This is a genomic window from Saccharopolyspora thermophila (assembly GCF_014646075.1).
Taxonomy (GTDB): Bacteria; Actinomycetota; Actinomycetes; order Mycobacteriales; family Pseudonocardiaceae; genus Saccharopolyspora; species Saccharopolyspora thermophila.
Genome location: NZ_BMMT01000005.1, coordinates 1 through 17,360 on the forward strand (window position 1 = coordinate 1; position 17,360 = coordinate 17,360).

A 17,360-nucleotide genomic window follows, 5' to 3' on the forward strand; every position below is an offset into this window, starting at 1 on the left:
ACGTCATCCCGCAAGTTATGCCGCTGATCCGCGGGCAGTGGGAGACGTTCAACCCGGGTTCGGCGGCGGTGCACGCCATCATCCCGGTGATCGTCTACGGCATCGCCGAGGTCATCCCGGTCATCCAAGCCCGGCAGCGACAGGTCCTCCTGCTGATCTACCAGGCCGCCGACACCGCCCACGTCGACGGCGACCAGGCCGACGACACCACTGACGGCGACGAGGACCAGGCCGACGAGCACGACCGGGCCGACGTCGACCAGTCCCGACCGGTCGACCAAGCCCCGGCACCCGCGGTTCCGGCACCGGCGCAGGAACCGCCGGCGGTGTCCCCGCCCCGGGTTCCGGGAACCGCGCTGCGACTGCCGCCGGACATGCTCCAGGCAGTCAAGGACGCCTACACCCGCGTCGCCAGCGAGGGCCGGGAGTTCACCACCGCCGACGTCCGCCAGGCCGCCCGGGTACCTGAACAGCTGGCGGAAAAGATCGTGGCCGAGTTCCAGCTCCACAATGGCCACACCTTCGCCTGAAAACCGCTACGACACAACTGAATACGCGATCCGTTCCACCACGCTCGGCGGGCAGTACCGCACAGGGCAACGGGGCTCGGGCGGCTGCTGTCCGCCGGGCCTTGCTCCATGGAGGTCACTGCATGGTGTTGCCCGCTGTCCCTGATGTGGACCGCATGAAGCGGCGCATCCAATCCCCCGACTACCGCGACTGGCGCAAGAAGGTCGAAGACATCTACGGCTGCCTGCACCCGGTCCGGCTGACCGGGCTGTGGGAGATCGCGGACAAGACCTCCGGCGAAGTCCTCAAAAGCACCGGCGGGCACATCTTCGCCCCCTGCGGCAACCGCCGCGAGAGCGTCTGCCCCGCCTGCTCCGACCGCTACGCCGCCGACGCCTTCCACCTCCTACGGGCGGGCCTCTCGGGGGGCTCGAAGGGCATCCCGGTCGAGGTCGCGGACAAACCGCGGCTGTTCGTCACCCTCACCGCCCCGAGCTTCGGCCCGGTGCACAACCGCCGGACTCGTCACGGCAAGCTCCTGCCTTGCCGCTGTGGCCGGTACCACCACGAGCACGATCCGCTGATCGGCCAGCCGGTCGACCCCGAGTCCTACGACTACGTGCGGCACGTGCTGTGGCAGGCGCACTCCGGCAAGCTCTGGAACCTGTTCACCAAGGCGCTGCGGCGTCAGATTGCCCGGGCCGCGGGGATCACCGTCCGCGAGTTCGGCGCCCACGCGCGGCTGTCTTACGCCAAGGTGGCGGAGTTCCAGCGGCGGGGCGTCATCCACTTCCACGCCGTGATCCGCCTCGACGGCCCCGACGGTGCGGTCGACACCACCCCAGCATGGGGCACGACCGAGTTGCTCGCCGACGCTGTGCGGGCCGCCCACGCGGTCACCGAGGTCACGATGAAGACCTTCACGATCGACGGGGCACCCGTGCGGTTCACCTGGGGTGACCAGGTCGACGTCCGGCCGATCCGGGCTGCCGATGCCCACCAGGTCGAAGAGGCCGACGGCACGATCAGTGATGACCGGATCGCCTCGTACGTGGCCAAGTACGCCACCAAGGGCACCGGCAAGTCCGGATCCGCCGACCGCCCGATCCGCTCCCGCGCCCAGATCGAGCGCCTGGCCACCACCGAACACCACAGGGAGATCATGCGCACCGCGTGGGACCTCGGCGCGCCGGTCGTCTGCCCGGACTGCCACCCCCACGGTCCCCACCAGGTCGACGGCTGCGGCTGCGCCGGGATCGACCACTGCGCCACCTGCGGCAACGGCGGGTACATCCCCGGCCCGCTGGACGGGCTCAACCTGCGGCGCTGGTGCCACATGCTCGCCTTCCGCGGGCACTTCCTGTCCAAGAGCCGTGGGTATTCCACCACCTTCAAGCGGCTCCGCGAAGACCGGCAGATCTGGCGGTTTGAACAGAACCTCGCCGACCTCGGCCGCTCCGCCGACACGGTCACCGTGATCAACCACTGGGACATGACCAGCGTCGGCCACCGCAGCGACGAGGAACGCGAGCTGGCAGCTGCCATCGCCGAACGCACCCGCGCCGCCCGCAAACACCGCTACCAGACCGAGAGGAAAGACTGACCATGATCCGCAACCTGTGGGGCATCGAGGACGTCTCCAACTACCTCGGCGTGCCCGTGAACACCCTTTACCAGTGGCGCACCCGCGGCTACGGGCCGACCGGCCGCAAGATCGGCAAGTACCTCCGGTTCAAGCCCGATGACGTCGAACGATGGTTCGAGTCCCAGGCAGAGGGGGTGATCTGATGGCCGGTCGACTCCCGCTTCCGCTGGGCGGCACGGGCGAGATCTCGGTGAAGAAGGTCGGCACCTCCTGGTCCGCCCGCGTCCGCTACCGCCGCGAGGACGGCACCTACTCCGACGTGCGCCGCCGGGGCCGGACCAAGGAACTGGCCAAGCAGGCCGTCCGGGATGCGATCAAGAACCTCGCCCCCTCGGCGGCTGCCGGTGCGCAGGTGACGGCCATGTCGCTGGTTGATGAGGTGGCGCAGTTGTGGCTGGCGCAGTTCCGGGCTGATGCGGAGAACGGGATCTACTCGCTCGGGTCGGTGGACACCTACAGCGACACCTACCGCAATCACGTCAAGCCCGCGCTGGGTCGCCTGCGGGTGTTCGAGGTGACGACCCCGGTTGTCGACAGGCTGTGCCAGGCGAAGCTGAAGGAGCACAGCGTGAGCCTCGCCAAGCACGTTAAGGCCGTGATCAGCCACATCATGACCTTCGCGATGCAGGCCGAAGCGATCGAGAGGAACCCGGTCCGCGGTATCGCCCCGTTGACGGAGCGGAAGGCCAAGACCAAGCGGAAGAAGGCGCGAGCCCTCACCAAGGACCAGGTGGTGGACTTGCTGGGCAAGCTCGATGCTGATGAGGAAGCCCGGCGGCGGGATCTGCCGGACCTGGTGCGGTTCTTCATCGCGACCGGAGAGCGGCGCGGGGAGGCGCTGGGCGCGCACTGGGAGGACTTCGACCCCGAGGCGAAGAAGCTTCGGATGAGCGGCAACATCATCCAGGCGCGCGGCAAGGGCGTTGTCCGCAACGACGGCAAGTCGGAGTCCTCGGCTCGGGACATCGCTCTGCCGGACTGGTGCGTGCAGATGCTCCTGGAGCGCATGGCCCGGCTGGGGGTCACCGACCTGTCCAAGCCGATCTTCACCAACACGCGGGGCGGCTACCTCAATTTCGCCAACGTGACCAACCGGGTGTGGCTGCCGTTCCGCACACGGGCCGGGTACGAGTGGGTGACCTTCCACACACTCCGCAAGACGTTCGCGACCCTGCTCGATGAGGCCGGGCTGACCGCCCGCCAGGTGGCCGACCTGCTGGGGCACTCGCAGGTGTCGATGACGCAGGACAACTACTTCGGCCGGGGGCAGGAGTCCCGCGCGGGCGCTGAGGCGCTGGCCTTTCTGGAGGACTTCCAGGAGCCCGGCGAGCGACCGAGGAAAGTTGGCAATTAGTTGGCAACCGGGGCTTGAGCGGCTGGCAGCCGCCCGCCCGTTCAGGCCCCGGAAAAACAAGAAACCCCCTGGTCAGGGGGTTTCTTGCTGTCTCGACCAGACGCGCGCCCGTAGGGATTCGAACCCCAAACCTTCTGATCCGTAGTCAGATGCTCTATCCGTTGAGCTACGGGCGCATGTTCAGTTTTGGGCTCCCACCTGGCGGCGGGAACCGCTGCGGAGGCTCCGGGATTTGAACCCGGGAGGGGGCATAACCCCCAACCGCATTAGCAGTGCGGCGCCATAGACCAGACTAGGCGAAGCCTCCCGGCGTCCTTCGCGGCCACCGGTGAAAAGACTACACAACCCCGCAACCGCCCCGCACAGGGGGGTCGATATTGGGCCACCGCAGGGTCCCCACGGCGGCCGATCACCTCGCCATCTCGGCTCTGAGCTGCACGAACGGCTCCAGGGCCGCCGGGTTCTGCAGGGCGTCGCGGCTGACCGCCCGCTCCGGCGGGGTGCCCGTGAGGATCTTCTTCACCGGCACCTCCAGCTTCTTGCCGTTGAGGGTGCGCGGCACCTCGTCGACGGTGACGAAGCGGTTCGGCACGTGGCGGGGCGACAGCTCGGTGCGCAGGGCCGCCCTGAGCCGTGGCTCGACGTCCGCCAGCGCGGCGCCCTCGGCCAGCACCACGAAGCACAGGAGTTCACCGTCGGTCTCACCGGCACCGGAGGTGTCGATCACCAGTGAGTCGACGATCTCGTCGAAGCCCTCCACCACCCGGTAGAACTCCGCGGTGCCCATCCGGATGCCGCCGCGGTTGAGGGTGGAGTCGCTGCGGCCGTAGATCACCAGGGTGCCGCGGTCGGTGATCTTCACCCAGTCGCCGTGTCGCCACACGCCGGGGAAGGTGTCGAAGTAGGCGTCGCGCAGCCGGGAGCCGTCCGGGTCGTTCCAGAAGAACACCGGCATCGTCGGCATCGGCCTGGTCAGCACCAGCTCCCCGACCTCGCCGTGCAGCTCCCTGCCGCGCTCGTCGTAGGAGGCCACCGCCGCGCCGAGCATCGGGCAGGAGATCTCACCCAGCCACACCGGCACGTCCGGGGCCGCGCCGACGAACGCCGTGCACAGGTCGGTGCCGCCGGAGACACTGGCGATCTGCACGTCCTCCCCCACCGCGTCGGCCACCCAGCGGAACCCGTCGGTGGTCAGCGGCGCGGCCGTGGAGCCGACCGCCCGCAGCGCGGAGAGGTCGAACTCGTCGCGCGGCCGCAGTTCGTGCTTGAGGCAGCTCTGGATGAACGGCGCCGAGGTGCCGAAATAGGTGACCCGGTGGCGCGCCGCCAGCTCCCACAACACGGACAGCGACGGGTAGCCCGGGCTTCCGTCGTACAGCACCAGCGCGGCACCCGCGAGCAGGCCGCCGACCAGGAAGTTCCACATCATCCAGCCGGTGGTGGTGAACCAGAAGAACCGGTCGCCCGGCCCCAGGTCGCAGTGCAGCCCGATGGCCTTGAGGTGCTCCAGGACCATGCCGCCGTGGCCGTGCACGATGCCCTTCGGCAGGCCCGTGGTGCCCGACGAGTACAGCACCCACAGCGGGTGGTCGAACGGCACCGGGTCGAACTCCAGCGGGGCACCGCGGTGGCGCGCCAGCAGCTCGTCCCACCGCTCGCTGCCGGCGAGCTCGGCACCTCGGCCGAGGTAGTCGATCAGCACCGTGGCCGCCAGGCCCGGCATCGCCGCGCGCAGCTGCTCGACGGTGGACCGGACGTCGAAGGTGCGGCCGCCGTAGCAGTAGCCGTCGACCGCGATGAGCACCTTCGGCTCGATCTGCACGAAGCGGTCGGCCACCGCCCGCGCGCCGAAGTCCGGCGAGCAGGACGACCAGGTCGCGCCGAGACTCGCCGCGGCCAGGAACGCCACCAGCGTCTCCGGGCTGTTCGGGGCCAGCGCCGCCACCCGGTCGCCCGTCCGCACGCCCAGTTCCACCAGGGCGGCGCGGGCGGCGGCGACCCGGGCACGCAGCTCGCCGTAGGTGATCTCCTCGGTGCGGCCGTCCTCCCGCACGAAGATCACCGCGAGGTCGCCGTCCGCCTTGCCCTCGCCGTCGCGCAGCGCGTGCTCGGCGTAGTTCAGGGTCGCGCCCGGGAACCACTCCGTGCCCGGCATGACCTCGGCGACCAGCACCTGCTCGGCGCGGTCGTGGAAGCGGACGTCGAAGAAGTCCGCGACCGCACCCCAGAAGGCACTCAGATCGGACACCGACCACTGCCACAGCGCCCGGTAGTCCCGCAGGTCCAGGTCCCGTTCGGCGCGCAGCCAGGCGCGGAACGCCGCCATCCGGCTGGCCGCCGCGCGCTCCGGGCTCGGTTGCCAGAGCAGCTCGGGGGTCGGTTCTGGCTGTGTGCTCGACGTCATAGCTTCTTCCTAGCCCACGAACACCTCGTTCAGCCAGACTCCGCCGCGGTCAGCGCAGGTGCAGGTCGAACCAGTTGCGGGCGCGCTGCCACGCCTCCGCCGCGGCGTCGGGATCGCGGTCGAAGCGGTGCCCGACACCCGGGTAGCGCACCACGTCGGTGGCCACCGGCGCGGTGTCGGTGACCTCGCGGAGCTTGGCGACCTCGCCCGGCTCCAGCTCCCCGTCGCCGTACAGGCCCAGCCACGGGCAGGCCAGTTCGCCGGCGATCTCCACCAGCGGCGGCAGGGTCTCGGTCAGCGGGTCGAGGATGCCGCGACCGCCGATGCTGACCGCCGCGCCGATGGTGCGGCTGGCCGCCACCACCAGTGCGGCTGTCCCGCCGATGTCGAAACCGATGACGCCCTGCCGGTCGGCGGCCACGCCCTGGTCGGACAGCCACACGAAGGACGTGTCGGTGTCGGTCAGGATTGATTCGCCGGACAATCGCTGCACCTGGGCGTGCACGTGTTGCTCCGGGTGGTGGTCGGGGAACTCGTCGGTGCCGTCGCGGTGGTAGAGGTGCGGCGCGACGGTGAGCCACCCCTCCGCGGCGAGGGCGCTGCTCAGGCGACGCACCCGCGCGGTGACACCACGGGCCTCGTGCAGCACGACCAGCCCACCGCGGACCACCCCGTCCGGTTCGGCGACGGTGAGCCGGAGCTGGTTTCCATCGGTGAGCGCAAGCGTCTCGGTCCGGGTCTGGGTCATGCCGTGCAGGTAATCACGCCGAGATGAACACGAGACAACGAGATCAGCCGGTTGGACGAGCGTTTTCCCTCGATGATCACCGAAACGAGGCCCCACATTCGCCTGTCCGACGGACAACGGTCGTCGAGGGTGCGGTGGTGCTCGACACCCCTGGGGCGAGCTACCGTCCCACTGCGGTGACCCACCGGAACTAGGAGATGCCAATGAGCGTGCGCACCCGTGCCGACCTCGATCAGCTGCCCGCCTACGTCGCGGGACGCACCGTTCCCGGTTCGATCAAGCTGGCCAGCAACGAGGTCTCCGAGGGCCCGCTGCCCAGCGCGGTGGCGGCCATCAACCAGGCCGCGGGTGAGGTGCACCGCTACCCGGACATGGGCGTCGGGCGGCTGACCGAGGCGCTGGCGGCGAAGTACGACGTGCCCGTGGAGCGGATCGCCGTGGGCTGCGGTTCGGTGGCGCTGTGCGAGCAGCTGGTGCAGGCCACCTGCACCGCCGACGACGAGGTCGTCTTCCCGTGGCGGTCGTTCGAGGCGTACCCGATCATCACCCAGGTCGTGGGCGCCAAGCAGGTCCGCGTGCCGCTGACCGGCGAGCACGCGCTGGACCTGGCGGCGATGGCGGCGGCGATCACCCCGGCGACCCGGCTGGTGTTCGTGTGTACGCCGAACAACCCGACCGGCACCCTGCTGCGGCGCGCGGAGCTGGAGGCGTTCCTGGACCGGGTTCCCGAGGACGTGCTGGTGGTGCTGGACGAGGCGTACTTCGAGTTCGTCACCGACCCGGAGGCACCGGACGGTGTGGAGATCGCCAAGCGCCGCGGCAACGTCGCGTCGATGCGCACGTTCTCCAAAGCCTATGGGCTGGCCGGGCTGCGGGTCGGCTACACCGTCGCGCCGGTGGAGGTGGCTGCGGCGCTGCGGAAGGTGTGCATCCCGTTCAGCGTCAACGCGTTGGCCCAGGTCGCCGCGATCGCATCGCTGGACGCCCAGGACGAGCTGCGCAAGCGGGTCGCCAACGTGGTGGCCGAGCGGGAGCGGGTGCACCGCGAGCTGGTCGCCCTCGGTTACGAGGTCCCCGAGACGCAGGCGAACTTCGTGTGGCTGCCGCTGGGCGAGCGCACCGCGGAGTTCAACAAGCACTGCCTGGACAACCGGGTCGTGGTCCGCGCGTTCGCCGGCGACGGCGCGCGCGTCACCATCGGACGGCCCGAGGAGAACGACGCCTTCCTCGCCGCGGCCCGGTCGTTCCGCCGATCGGCTCGGTGATCGTGCGACGGATCGCCGATTCCGGTGCGGTGATGCCCGGCGAAGAGAGGGGGATTACTCCGCCGGGCATCACCGTTGGGGTGTGGTCGTCCGAGCCGAACCGACCACGTGGAGTGCGTAGCGATCTACGCAGCACCGGAATCTAGTGACGTCAGCCGGGGCCTGCCAGCGACACTCGCGACCTGTCCCCCTTCGAGTGATCGCTGGCCGGTCCTGCCCGGGTCGCTCAGCCGGTGACCGCGTGGTGCCCGCGGACCGCGACCGGCGTCGGAGCGGTCGGCACGGACGGGTCGGTCACCGACGATCCGGTGTCCCGGTCGTGCATCGGGGGCTGCCCGACGCCCGGGGGCTGCGTGCAGTGGTCCGGCCACTGGCCCCACTTGTCGTGCCACTGGCCCCACTTGTCCGACCACTGGCTGCCCGGCCACTGGATCGGCGCCCACTCCTCGCAGGTCGGAGGCGTCGGCGGCTTCGGGTCGTGCGTCGGCGGCTTCGGGGTGCTCGGGTGGTCGACGATCGGCGCGTTGCCGCAGTGGTTCAGCTGCGGCGAGAGCAGGGAGACGACCGCCCCGAGCACCGCGACGTTGTTGCCGCACAACTGGACCGGCAGCACGCTGAGGTTGTTGTCGTTGCCGATGTTGATGCCGTCGTTGTCGGCACTGTCGGCGAACGCCGGTGCGGCACCGGCGAGCACTCCGGCACTCGCGGCGACAACGCCCGCGAGGCCCACTGATTTCCGCATCAATCGCACATCCTTCTCGTGTGTTCTTCGGGGGTTCCGCCAGCGGTGTTCACCGCAGGTGGACGAGGGTGCCCAGCGGCAGGGTGGCCAGCAGACGCAGTGCGTCGTCGGGCACCCGGACGCATCCGTCGCTGCTGGCCTTGCCGAAGACCGCGGGGTCGGGCCAACCGTGCAGGGCGACCGTGCCCGGGCCTCCGCCGTAGGTGCTGAAGGTGTCCGAGTGCGCGCCCAGCGGCAGGATGATCGGGCTGAACGTGGTCACGGTCTCCTGGATCGCCGCCATGATGTAGGTGCGTCCGCGGGGGGTCGGCGAGTCGGGTGAGCCGACGCCGACGACCCATTCGCCGACGACCGCGCCGTTGTTGCGCACCACGAGCCGGCGCGCGTCGATGTCGACGTCGATGGCGTAGGGGGTGCGGGCGCGTTCGACGGCGCCGTCGGTGCGGATCCAGCCGGTGGAGCCGTTGGGGCGGGACGGCAGGAGCACCTGCGCCCATGGGCCGCGTTCGGCGATGACCGGCACCCAGGTGGGGTTGTCCAGCTGGGTGGCGGGCAGGCGCGCGAACACCGCGCCGTCGGGCGCGTCGTGCACGGCGATGTCCCGCGTGACGTGCAGGACGATGCCGTCGGTCCCGGCATCGGGTGCCGGGTCCCGCGGCGCGGCGGGGAAGTCCGCGAAGGTGGTGGCGGACGACTGCATGCCGAGGTCGGCGCGGGCCATCGCATGCGCCGGTGCGGGTGGCGGGGGCGTCGCGCAACCGGCGAGCGCCAGGCACAGCGCCCCGATCGCGGCCACCGCGGCGGCGCGTCTGGCACGACTCGTACGACGATTCATGATCGGCTCCTGGCCCGAGTGGCATACCTGGTTTGGGCAGCGTCCGGCGAAGGCCGCGAAGCACCTGTTGCGGACGACCTGACCTGGGAGATCAAGTGCCGAACGGAAGCTAACGCGGGCCCCAGGCCCACCCGGCCACCGCCAGCGCTGCGGGACAGACCGGTGCAGCGGGTCTGATCAGGACAAACGAGTCAGAAAACCTGTCGACTGTGGAGTGTTACACAAAGTCGGTCACTCGATGGTGTGGGGTTTTTACCTCTGTTGAGCGACAAAAAGCCGGGCCGACCGAGTCGAGGGGACGCCTCGGACGGCCCGGCTCGGACCGCGTCACCTCCGGATGGCGACGGTGACGTCGGTGCCCGGCGGAACGCGAAAACCCGCTTCCACCGGGTGCTCGCGGAGCCGGAGTCGGCGCTGCGGTGAACGGGCTGGTCAGTCCAGCGCCCGGCGGAGGAAGAACCGGATGCCGAGTGCGCCGAAGACCACGCACGACGCCAGCAGCGCCAGCACACAGATCCACGGCGGCATGTGCGGGACGTCCGGCAGGAGCGCTCCGCGCATGCCCTCGCTGACGTAGGTCAGCGGGTTGATCGCGCACAGGACCTGGAACCAGCGCAGGTGCTCCAGCTGGGCCCACGGGAACTGGGTGGCGCCGGTGAACATCAGCGGCGCGAGGATCACCGCGAACATGATGTTGATGCGCCGCGGGGGCACCGCCGCCCCCACCGTCAGCCCCACCGCCGCACCGGCCAGCGACCCCAGCAGCATGCACAGCAGGGCGAACGCCAACCCGCCGAGGTGCCAGTCGATCTCGCCGAGCATCACCATGCCGATCGGCACCATCAGCACCGCGGCCAGCAGCCCGCGCAGCGCGCCGAACAGCATCTTCTCCACCGCCACCCAGCTGATCGGCAGCGGCGCGAGCAGCCGGTCCTCGATCTCGCGGGAGTAGGAGAAGTCGAGCACCAACGGGAACGACGTGTTCTGCAGCGACACGAGGAACGCGTTGAGCGCGATCATCCCGGGCAGCAGGATCTGCGCGTAGCCGGGTTGGGCGTAGCCGAGTTCGCTGAGGACCTTGCCGAAGATGAACAGCAGGGCGACCGGCTGCACCAGCACCTGCGCCAGGAAGCTCGGCAGTTCCCGGCCGGTCACGAAGACGTCGCGGCCGAGCACGGCCGTGAACGCGCGAACCGGACTCATCGCAGTTCCCTCCCGGTCAGGTCGATGAAGACGTCTTCGAGCGTGGCGGTGCCCAGCGACAGGTCGGTGACCGCCACCTGCCGCTCGTGCAGGGCCTGCGCGACCGGCCCGAGCAGACCCGCGGGCTCGCCGCCCACGTAGAGCCGCAGCCGCAGCTCGGCGGCGCCGTCCGGGGTCGTGTTCGCCGCGATCTGCTCGACCCGCTGCACGCCGCGCACCTCGGCGAGCAGGTCGGAGATCTTCGCGGCGTCGTAGCCGTCGGGCCGCAGCGTGGCGTCCACCGTGCCGCTGCCCGGTAACGCCCGGATCAGCGCCTCGGGAGTGTCCAGGGTCAGCAGCTTGCCGTGGTCGACGACGCCGACCCGGTCCGAGAGCTTCTCGGCCTCGTCCATGTCGTGCGTGGTGAGCACGATGGTGACGCCCTCGGCGCGCAGTTCGTTGATGCGGTCGTGGACGAACAGCCGCGCCTGCGGGTCCAGTCCGGTGGACGGCTCGTCCAGGAACAGCACCTCCGGGCGGTGGATCAGGGCGCGGGCGATCATCAGCCGCTGCGCCTGCCCGCCGGAGAGTTCGTCGACGCGGGCCTTCGCCTTCTCCCCCAGGCCCATGCGCTCCAGCAGCTCGTCGGCCCGCCGACGCCGCTCGGCGCGCGGGACGCCGTGGTAGGCGGCGTGCCAGAGGAGGTTCTGCCGCGCGTTCAACGACCGGTCGAGGTTGACCCGCTGCGGCACCACGGCGACCTTGCTGCGTGCGCCGACCGGATCGGCGGCCACGTCGACGCCCGCGACGCGGGCGGTTCCGCTGGTCGGCAGCACCCGGGTGGTCAGGATGCCGACGGTGGTGGTCTTGCCTGCGCCGTTGGGGCCGAGCAGGCCGAAGATCTCGCCGGCGGCGACCTGGAAGCTCAGGCCGTCCACGGCGTTGGTGGAACTCTTGGGGTACCTCTTGACCAGGTCGATCACTTCAACCGCTGGGGTCACATCCGCCTTCTTCCTCGTCCAGTCCACTCAGGACGGCAAGCAGGTACTTCCTGATCACGTCCGCTTCGGCCGGGTTGATCTCCGGCTCGATCCGGTGGAACTCCGCCCCCACCCCCTGCCACGCGGAGTGCAGCGCCGCGCGCCCCGCCGGAGTGATGCGCAGCCGCACGACGCGCCGGTCAGCGGTGTCGCGCTGCCGGGTGAGCAGCCCGTCGGCCTCCAGGGCGTCGATGACCGGGGTGAGCGTCGCCGGGCGCACCCAGCAGTGCTGCGCGACCTCGCGGTGCGTCCGACCGTCCTGCTCGTCGACCGCGGTGAGGGCGATCAGCGCGGTGCGGCTGAGGTCGGTGCTGCGTGCCACGGCCCGTTCCCAGTGCTGCGTCAGGCGCCGTCCGACCAGTGCGACCAGTCCGGTCAGCGGCATCCGCCGCGGATCGCGCTCCAGGAACCCGGCCACACCGAGATCGTAGCCGGAAAGAATGGTTAGGTGGCAAATCGTTTTTCGCTCGCGGCGAAGAGGCACCCAGTGCCGGTAACCTGATCGAGTGACCGAGGTGATGGGGCAGCGGACCCATTGGCTGGACGACTGCGAAATGGCCTCCTGGCGCGCCTACATCGTCGGCAGCGCGCTGCTGGAGTACCGGCTCAACCGCGAACTGCAGCAAGCCCACGGCCTGTCGCTCGCGGACTACGAGATCCTGGTCCGCCTGTCCGAGCGACCCAACCGCCAGATGCGGATGAGCGAGCTGGCCAAGGACATCGCGCACTCCAAAAGCCGCATCTCGCACCAGATCCGCCGGATGGAGTCGGCGGGCCTGGTGCGCCGCGACGATTGCCCCAGCGACGGCCGCGGAGTCCTCGCGGTCCTCACGGACACGGGGATGACCAAGCTCCGGGAAGCGGCCCCCACGCACGTGGCGGGCGTCCGAGCGCACATGATCGACCTTTTGGCGCCGGAGGAGCAGAAGGTCCTGGCGAGGGTCTTCGAACGTCTGACCGACCACCTCCGTGGTATCGACTGACCCCGACCGGCTGTCGGCGGACGCTCCCGCGTTGGCTACGCTGCGGCGTGGAAGCGTGGCAGAGCGGCCGAATGCACTCGCCTTGAAAGCGAGCGTCCCGAGAGGGACCGCGGGTTCGAATCCCGCCGCTTCCGCTACACCGCCCCTGACCTGCGCGAACGCCGGTCAGGGGCGATCTTGTTGGTACTGAGCTGAGCGAGCACAACGCTCGCAGAACGCTCGCCTGGTGACCTTTCGACACCAGGATTGAGATCATGAAAGGCCAGTACAAGTACGCCCCCGGCGAGTGGGGGACGCTGGCACGGGAGTACCGCCGCTCCCTCGAAGCTGACCACAAGTCACCCAACACGATCCGCATCTATCTCGGTGTGGTGTACCAACTCGGCTCGTGGGCGGCTTCGCTGGATGAGCCCGTCGACCCCTACACGATCACCAAGTCGGAGCTCCGCGACTACATCAGCAAGGTCCTCAAGGAGACCAGCGCAGGCAACGCGCACAACCGCGACCAGCACGGCCCGTCCGTCTCGGTGCGGGCGCATGTCGAGGACTCCCGCCGACTGGTTCGCTCGACCAGCGGCGAGGAACGGACACGTCACGGATCGTGGCAAAGCAGAGCTTGCCGCCGGTGCGGTAGAGCAGGACGCGACCGGCCACACCAACCCGCTCGCCGGTGTACTCGTCCGGGCCGAGGTGACCGTGTTTCTCGCGAACCTCGCCGATGGACACCGTGCGCGGTGAGCGCTCCATGAAGGGGTCGACCCCGGCTGCGCGGAGCCGGTCAAGCTTGCGACGACGGACTCGTACCTGTTCGGGAAGGTCCGCGTAGTCGTCGGCGTGATGCGCGTGAGTCACGGAGAGCAGCGTATCCAGCCTGCGGAAACGCCTGTCGGTGACCCTATGTGATCACTCCTCCGTTCCCGGCTCCATCGTGAGCAGCCCGGCCACGCGGCAAGCGGCCAAGGAACGCAGTCAGCGGCGGTAGCTATGCGTCGGGGTCCGGGGTGGCTTCGTGGCCTGGGAAGGGTTCGCCGTGCCGGTCGACGGTTCGCTCGCGTTCCTTCATCTCCGCTTCGTAGACGTGGCGCCTTCCCGCCAGGAGGGCTTCGCGGGTTTCTCGTTCCAGGTTCCGGAAGCAGGTCCAGTAACCGTCGTCGAACTCTTCCACGATCTGGAACGTCCAACGGCCGGGGAGGACGTTCCGACCCACCAGGTCCCGGTCGATCCGGTCCGCCAGGTCGGCGTGGCCCGCTCGGCGGAGCTGCCCGACCGCCTCGCACAGGGCTGCGTCTCCCGAGCCGATCAGTTGGTGGAACTCGTAGAGGTGCCCTCGGGCTCTCTCCACCGTCTCGAGCGCCTCCGCCAGCTTGCCCACCGCCTCGACCGTCAGGTCGTCCACGCCCTCCGGGCGGCGGTGCTGCGGTGCCGGGCAGTCCGCGCGCTCGTTGTTGGTCGCTGTTCGCCTGGGCAGGCCGTCGGTGTTCACACGGCGATTCTGCGGGACTTCGGCAGCCGCCGCGAACGCTCGCCGTTTCGCGATCTCCGCTGGCGGGAAGACACGACGTGACCCTTCTCCCCGGCCGCTCGCCGCCGGGGGACACCGACTCGACGACCAGGGGGCTGGCCATGTTGCACATGGTGCGGAAGTGGGGAATCACCTCGAACCACATGTTCGCCGCCGGAATCGCCTCGATCGGGCTTTCGGTGCTGAGCTGGCTGACGTCGCTGCGGGCCGAGGGCGTCTCCCGGGCCGACCGGTGGGGCATCTTCGTTGGCGAGTGGGCGCCCACGTTCTTCGCGCTGGGCGTGGGGTTGCGACTGGACGAGCAGGAGAACCCGAAGCTCAAGTAGCGGCGTCGTTCCGCAAACCCGCTCGCCACCTTCGGAAGATTGGGACGCAGGGCCTGGGTGGTCGCCGGTCAGACCAGTAGGTCTGTCCAGACCAGGTGGTGGTCGGAAGTGGTGTTCAGACGGGCCAGCGGGTCCTGTGAGGTTGGCCAGAACACCCCGGCGCGCAGCGGGATCAGCGGCGCGGCGGGCAGGACGTAGTCGACCCGCAGGTTGCCCGGGGCCTCGTCGCCGAAGTCCCCGGTGTCCAGGAACGGGTTGCCGCGCTGGTCCGCGTTCGCGCCGCCCTGGGTTGTGCCGGCCTCGACCGCTCCCGCGCTGCCGGGGCGCGGGTCGATCACCCGCGGCGCGTGCAGGATCTGGTTGGCCCCGGTGCTGTCGCCGTCCACCGGGTCGGAGTTCTGGTCGCCGGCGATGACGAACCGCGCGCCCGGCTCCAGCCCTCCGCGCACGCCCGCGTCGTCGTAGAGGTAACCGCCGCGGCCCGGCGTCACGTAGTCCGCCCAGAAGCGGATCTCGTCCTGGTTGCGTAGGCCGTTGCGGTCCTCCGGCCCGTCGAAGGCCGGCGGGGTCGGGTGTGAGACCAAAAGGTGCACGATGCGGCCGTCGACGTCAATCGGCAGGTCCCAGTGGGACTTCGACGACAACCGCAGCGACTCCAGCTCCTGCGGCGAGTACCAGTCCGCCGGTTGCGGGGTCGCCGGGTCGTCGGGCAGCCGCGCACCGGGCAGATCGACCCAGCGGAACAGCTGGAACGTGCGGGCCTGACCGATCGGGTACTTCGACAGCACGAGCATGCCGTACTGGCCGGGGAACTGCCCGAAGCCGTAGGCGTCGTTGGCGCCGCCGACGGTGCCGTCGTTGTCCAGGTCCATCCCGGACGGCACCCCGGTGTTCACCGGAGCCGTGTAGGCGTACGGGTAGTCGATCGGGGCGGCGCCGTTCTGCCCGATCGCCAGGTAGTTCGCCAGGAAGGCGCCGACGGCCCCGCCGGTCCGGTCATAGTCGAACTCGTTGAGCACGAGGACGTCCGGCCGCACCCGCTGCACCACCTCGGCGACCTGCCTGGCCTGCGGGTCGTCCGGTGTGGACAGATCGGCGAGCAGCTCCCCCTCGGCGGCCCGGTTCAGCGACGCGTTGAACGTCGCGAAGCGGACCGGCTCGGCGGCGTCCGCCGCCGGCACCACCAGAGCGGCGATCACTGCCGCGACGGCCAGGACGGCACGTTTCACGATGTCTCCTCCCCGGGGGAGGTGGCCGTCCCGGTGCGGGCCGGGACGACCACCCGCGGATCAGGCGCGGTCGAGGTGGCCGATGTGCTCGGCCGCGGCGAGGCGCTGCGCCATCAGCCCGATCTGTGCGGAACGCAGCTTCGCGCGCTCCGCGCGGCTCTGCATCCCGTTCACCGCCTCGGTGCTCTGCGCGTAGCCCTCGATGACCGTCGCGAGCGCCTTCACGTTGCGCTCCAGGGCGACCCGGTCCACATTGGCCAGGTTGTCCTGCGTGGTGTGGTAGTTCGGGTCGAACGCCACGCCCGCGGTGCCGCCCCACTTGGCGGCCTGCTCCTCGGTCTTGAGGTCCTCGACACCGGTGTGCAGCCCACCGGACGGGATGCCGACGGCGATGAACTCGCCGTAGTCGGAGCGGCCGTCGAAGTCGTCGCCCTCCACCTCGATGCCCTGCGCGGCCATCGCGGCGATGAAGTCCTGCTCGATCTGGCCGGAGCCCTGCGGGCCCGGACCGGCGCCGACACCGTCGGAGTTGTCGCCGTCGTAGGTGAAGTAGCCGGCGTTCGGGGAGCCGATCATGTCGAAGTTCAGGTACAGGGCGATGTCGAGCTGCTGCTCGAAGGTGAGGCCCTGCACGTACTTGGTGGAGCCGACCAGGCCGGACTCCTCCGCGCCCCAGAACGCGAACCGCACCGCGTTGTTCACCTTCGGGCTGCCGCCCATCCGCAGCGCGGTCTCCAACAGACCGGCGCTGCCGGTGCCGTTGTCGTTGATGCCCGGGCCCTCGGGGACGCTGTCCAGGTGTGCGCCGGCCATCACGACGTTGTCGGTGCGACCGGTCCTCGTCTGGGCGATGACGTTGCGGGTGGTCACGGTCTCCAGGCGGGCCTGGATGTCCAGTTTCACCTCGGCCCCGGCCTGCCCGGCCAGCGCCTCACCCACCTGCTTGGTGACCCCGGCGGTCGGGATGCGTGCCGCCTCCGGGTCGCCGAGGGTGCCGTTGAGCGAACCGTCGACGTTGTTGTAGATGATCGCGGCGGTGGCTCCCCGCTCGGCCGCGACCTGCTGTTTCTGCGCGAACGTGCAGGAACCGCGCTGGATCAGCACCACCTTGCCGGTCACGTCGGTGCCGTCGTAGTCGGTGGCCTCGCAGCCCGGGGTGTCGTCCACCGGCGCGACGACCAGCGGCGCGGTGAGCCCGCCCTGCGGCGTGGCCGGGGAGTACTCCATGACGTCGCCTTCGACCGGCTGGCCGGCCACCGCCAGGCTGAAGGAGTCGAGGAAGTATGCCTGGTAGGTGAATTCCGGGGTGGTGACGTCGAATCCGGCGCGGCGCAGCTTGCCCGCAACGTAGTCCACGCTGGCCTCGTAGCCCGGGTGCCCGGACGCGCGGTTGCCGCCGTTGGCGTCGGCGATCCGCTGGAAGGCGATGAGGTGGCGGTTCACCGCGTTGGCGGTGATCGTCGAGCCGAGGTCGGCCGGAGCCGCGGTGGCCGGGGCGACCGTGAACAGCGCGGCCGCGCAGGTGGCGGCGAGAGCCGTGGCCGAACGCCTGGATGTGATGGTTCGCGAACTCAT

The 17,360-nt window shown here is 70.0% G+C and carries 17 protein-coding genes, 3 tRNA genes and 1 pseudogene; 8 read left to right on the forward strand and 13 right to left on the reverse strand.

Annotated features, from left to right (window positions below):
• The 4 genes and pseudogenes from IEY17_RS09135 to IEY17_RS09150 all read left to right on the forward strand — a co-directional run.
• Positions 1-530 (forward strand): annotated as a pseudogene (locus IEY17_RS09135) (hypothetical protein); the annotation flags it as partial.
• Positions 531-652: 122 nt separating this feature from the next.
• A complete protein-coding gene (locus IEY17_RS09140) occupies positions 653-2,113 on the forward strand; it encodes a replication initiator (RefSeq protein ID WP_188986894.1) in 1,461 nt (486 codons plus the stop codon).
• A 2-nt stretch (positions 2,114-2,115) separates the two neighbouring features.
• On the forward strand, positions 2,116-2,298 hold the full coding sequence (locus tag IEY17_RS09145; protein WP_188986895.1) for a helix-turn-helix domain-containing protein: 183 nt from the start codon (positions 2,116-2,118) through the stop codon (positions 2,296-2,298).
• A complete protein-coding gene (locus IEY17_RS09150; protein ID WP_188986896.1) occupies positions 2,298-3,509 on the forward strand; it encodes a tyrosine-type recombinase/integrase in 1,212 nt (403 codons plus the stop codon). The genes IEY17_RS09145 and IEY17_RS09150 overlap by 1 nt, the downstream gene beginning before the upstream one ends.
• 103 nt (positions 3,510-3,612) lie before the next feature.
• Here the strand turns inward: IEY17_RS09150 and IEY17_RS09155 are convergent.
• The 4 genes from IEY17_RS09155 to IEY17_RS09170 all read right to left on the reverse strand — a co-directional run bounded on the left by IEY17_RS09155 (position 3,613) and on the right by IEY17_RS09170 (position 6,661).
• A tRNA-Arg gene (locus IEY17_RS09155) sits at positions 3,613-3,685 on the reverse strand.
• A 41-nt stretch (positions 3,686-3,726) separates the two neighbouring features.
• A tRNA-Ser gene (locus tag IEY17_RS09160) sits at positions 3,727-3,816 on the reverse strand.
• 102 nt (positions 3,817-3,918) lie between these two features.
• Entirely contained in the window at positions 3,919-5,913 is a 1,995-nt protein-coding gene (locus IEY17_RS09165; protein WP_188986897.1) for an acetoacetate--CoA ligase, read from the reverse strand.
• 49 nt (positions 5,914-5,962) lie between these two features.
• A complete protein-coding gene (locus IEY17_RS09170; protein ID WP_188986898.1) occupies positions 5,963-6,661 on the reverse strand; it encodes a dienelactone hydrolase family protein in 699 nt (232 codons plus the stop codon).
• A gap of 203 nt (positions 6,662-6,864) precedes the next feature.
• Here IEY17_RS09170 and hisC point away from each other — a divergent pair, with 203 nt between their 5' ends.
• Complete coding sequence (hisC, locus tag IEY17_RS09175) at positions 6,865-7,926, forward strand: histidinol-phosphate transaminase (protein WP_188986899.1); 1,062 nt, start codon at positions 6,865-6,867, stop codon at positions 7,924-7,926.
• A 226-nt stretch (positions 7,927-8,152) separates the two neighbouring features.
• Here hisC and IEY17_RS09180 read toward each other — a convergent pair whose 3' ends face one another.
• The 5 genes from IEY17_RS09180 to IEY17_RS09200 form a co-directional block, all read right to left on the reverse strand.
• A complete protein-coding gene (locus IEY17_RS09180) occupies positions 8,153-8,668 on the reverse strand; it encodes a hypothetical protein (RefSeq protein ID WP_188986900.1) in 516 nt (171 codons plus the stop codon).
• 49 nt (positions 8,669-8,717) lie between these two features.
• On the reverse strand, positions 8,718-9,503 hold the full coding sequence (locus IEY17_RS09185; protein WP_188986901.1) for a L,D-transpeptidase: 786 nt from the start codon (positions 9,501-9,503) through the stop codon (positions 8,718-8,720).
• Between the two features lie 432 nt (positions 9,504-9,935).
• On the reverse strand, positions 9,936-10,706 hold the full coding sequence (locus IEY17_RS09190; protein ID WP_188986902.1) for an ABC transporter permease: 771 nt from the start codon (positions 10,704-10,706) through the stop codon (positions 9,936-9,938).
• Positions 10,703-11,686 (reverse strand): ABC transporter ATP-binding protein, encoded by a 984-nt coding sequence (locus IEY17_RS09195; RefSeq protein WP_188986903.1) that lies wholly within the window; start codon positions 11,684-11,686, stop codon positions 10,703-10,705. The genes IEY17_RS09190 and IEY17_RS09195 overlap by 4 nt, the downstream gene beginning before the upstream one ends.
• On the reverse strand, positions 11,670-12,143 hold the full coding sequence (locus IEY17_RS09200) for a MarR family winged helix-turn-helix transcriptional regulator (RefSeq protein WP_229679972.1): 474 nt from the start codon (positions 12,141-12,143) through the stop codon (positions 11,670-11,672). Before IEY17_RS09200 ends, IEY17_RS09195 begins: the two co-directional genes overlap by 17 nt.
• 100 nt (positions 12,144-12,243) lie before the next feature.
• Here IEY17_RS09200 and IEY17_RS09205 point away from each other — a divergent pair, with 100 nt between their 5' ends.
• Both IEY17_RS09205 and IEY17_RS09210 read left to right on the forward strand, forming a co-directional pair.
• Positions 12,244-12,708, forward strand: coding sequence for a MarR family winged helix-turn-helix transcriptional regulator (locus tag IEY17_RS09205; protein WP_188987099.1), 465 nt, complete (start codon positions 12,244-12,246; stop codon positions 12,706-12,708).
• A 49-nt stretch (positions 12,709-12,757) separates the two neighbouring features.
• Positions 12,758-12,842: transfer RNA gene (locus tag IEY17_RS09210), tRNA-Ser, on the forward strand.
• Between the two features lie 334 nt (positions 12,843-13,176).
• Here the strand turns inward: IEY17_RS09210 and IEY17_RS09220 are convergent.
• Complete coding sequence (locus IEY17_RS09220; protein ID WP_229679973.1) at positions 13,177-13,560, reverse strand: hypothetical protein; 384 nt, start codon at positions 13,558-13,560, stop codon at positions 13,177-13,179.
• A 130-nt stretch (positions 13,561-13,690) separates the two neighbouring features.
• On the reverse strand, positions 13,691-14,104 hold the full coding sequence (locus IEY17_RS09225) for a hypothetical protein (RefSeq protein WP_229680004.1): 414 nt from the start codon (positions 14,102-14,104) through the stop codon (positions 13,691-13,693).
• A 164-nt stretch (positions 14,105-14,268) separates the two neighbouring features.
• On the opposite strand from IEY17_RS09225, the gene IEY17_RS09230 reads away from it, so the two are divergent.
• Positions 14,269-14,556, forward strand: a complete 288-nt coding sequence (locus IEY17_RS09230; RefSeq protein ID WP_229679974.1) for a hypothetical protein — start codon at positions 14,269-14,271, stop codon at positions 14,554-14,556.
• A 68-nt stretch (positions 14,557-14,624) separates the two neighbouring features.
• Here IEY17_RS09230 and IEY17_RS09235 read toward each other — a convergent pair whose 3' ends face one another.
• Both IEY17_RS09235 and IEY17_RS09240 read right to left on the reverse strand, forming a co-directional pair.
• Positions 14,625-15,785, reverse strand: a complete 1,161-nt coding sequence (locus IEY17_RS09235) for an endonuclease/exonuclease/phosphatase family protein (protein WP_188986904.1) — start codon at positions 15,783-15,785, stop codon at positions 14,625-14,627.
• A gap of 60 nt (positions 15,786-15,845) precedes the next feature.
• Positions 15,846-17,360, reverse strand: a complete 1,515-nt coding sequence (locus tag IEY17_RS09240; RefSeq protein ID WP_188986905.1) for a M28 family metallopeptidase — start codon at positions 17,358-17,360, stop codon at positions 15,846-15,848.

Coding starts and splice junctions, on each gene's coding strand:
- IEY17_RS09140 (WP_188986894.1), top strand. CDS start 653: ATGGTGTTGCCCGCTGTCCCTGATGTGGACCGCATGAAGCGGCGCATC.
- IEY17_RS09145 (WP_188986895.1), top strand. CDS start 2,116: ATGATCCGCAACCTGTGGGGCATCGAGGACGTCTCCAACTACCTCGGC.
- IEY17_RS09150 (WP_188986896.1), top strand. CDS start 2,298: ATGGCCGGTCGACTCCCGCTTCCGCTGGGCGGCACGGGCGAGATCTCG.
- IEY17_RS09165 (WP_188986897.1), bottom strand. CDS start 5,913: ATGACGTCGAGCACACAGCCAGAACCGACCCCCGAGCTGCTCTGGCAA.
- IEY17_RS09170 (WP_188986898.1), bottom strand. CDS start 6,661: ATGACCCAGACCCGGACCGAGACGCTTGCGCTCACCGATGGAAACCAG.
- hisC (WP_188986899.1), top strand. CDS start 6,865: ATGAGCGTGCGCACCCGTGCCGACCTCGATCAGCTGCCCGCCTACGTC.
- IEY17_RS09180 (WP_188986900.1), bottom strand. CDS start 8,668: ATGCGGAAATCAGTGGGCCTCGCGGGCGTTGTCGCCGCGAGTGCCGGA.
- IEY17_RS09185 (WP_188986901.1), bottom strand. CDS start 9,503: ATGAATCGTCGTACGAGTCGTGCCAGACGCGCCGCCGCGGTGGCCGCG.
- IEY17_RS09190 (WP_188986902.1), bottom strand. CDS start 10,706: ATGAGTCCGGTTCGCGCGTTCACGGCCGTGCTCGGCCGCGACGTCTTC.
- IEY17_RS09205 (WP_188987099.1), top strand. CDS start 12,244: ATGGGGCAGCGGACCCATTGGCTGGACGACTGCGAAATGGCCTCCTGG.
- IEY17_RS09240 (WP_188986905.1), bottom strand. CDS start 17,360: ATGAGTTCGCGAACCATCACATCCAGGCGTTCGGCCACGGCTCTCGCC.